Here is an 859-nt window from a genome sequence, read left to right on the forward strand (position 1 = left end):
TACTTATTTGTTTAGGGTATTTGATTTGATCCAGGAGGTTGTGGCTCCAACAAATACAGCAGTAAGTTATGAGAAAAACATATACCTGGCACTCACCAGTCACGATGTTGCACCTGTAAGAGATTCGGTAAAGCGAGAACTGCTGCAACAAGGGTATAATGTTTTGCCAGATATGGCTTATCCGCTAGAAACCACCGATTTAGAGGAGGTGATTTTACAGGATTTGCGAAAGTGCAATCATGCATTACATATCATGGGCAATTATCACAAAGTAGGTGATTACAGTCAGGAGTTTTCTATAAGCGAAGTACAACACGAGATCAGCAAAAATCACCACTTAGAACTTATCGATGAGTACGAATTAATGACTGAATGCCCTTTCGAAAGAATTTATTGGGTGCCTGACCAAACCAGTGGCATAGATGATAAACAGCTCAAATTTATCGAAAGGCTACAAAATGAAGAAAAAGAGCTGCTTGGTGCAGAATTGATTAAAACGCCAGTAGAAGAGCTTAAAGACATTATTTTATCCAAATTGAAAAGGCCTGATCAAATGCATCATGGTTTTCAGGATAAAGTAAATAACCACAAAGTCAAGAAGGTTTACCTCATGTATAGACCAAAACATGACGAGGCAGCCGGTAAATTAAAAGAGTTATTAGAAAACAATGAATTCGCTGTACTTGAAACAGATAATTCATTAAATCATAAAGATTTTATTGGATTACATAAACAAAATTTGTTTAGTTGCAACGGAGTTATGCTGCTTGCAGAAAATACCGACCTTATGTGGCTGAGAAGCAAAATGAATGACATTCATAAAGCTTATAGTTGGGGAAGAAGTTTTCAGTATCAAGGC

At 36.9% G+C, this 859-nt stretch carries 1 protein-coding gene; it reads left to right on the forward strand.

What is annotated here, in order from left to right:
• On the forward strand, positions 1-859 hold an 859-nt coding region (locus E1176_RS20185; protein ID WP_185152495.1), incomplete at both ends, for a hypothetical protein.

It is taken from the genome of Fulvivirga aurantia, assembly GCF_009711475.1.
GTDB lineage: Bacteria > Bacteroidota > Bacteroidia > Cytophagales > Cyclobacteriaceae > Fulvivirga > Fulvivirga aurantia.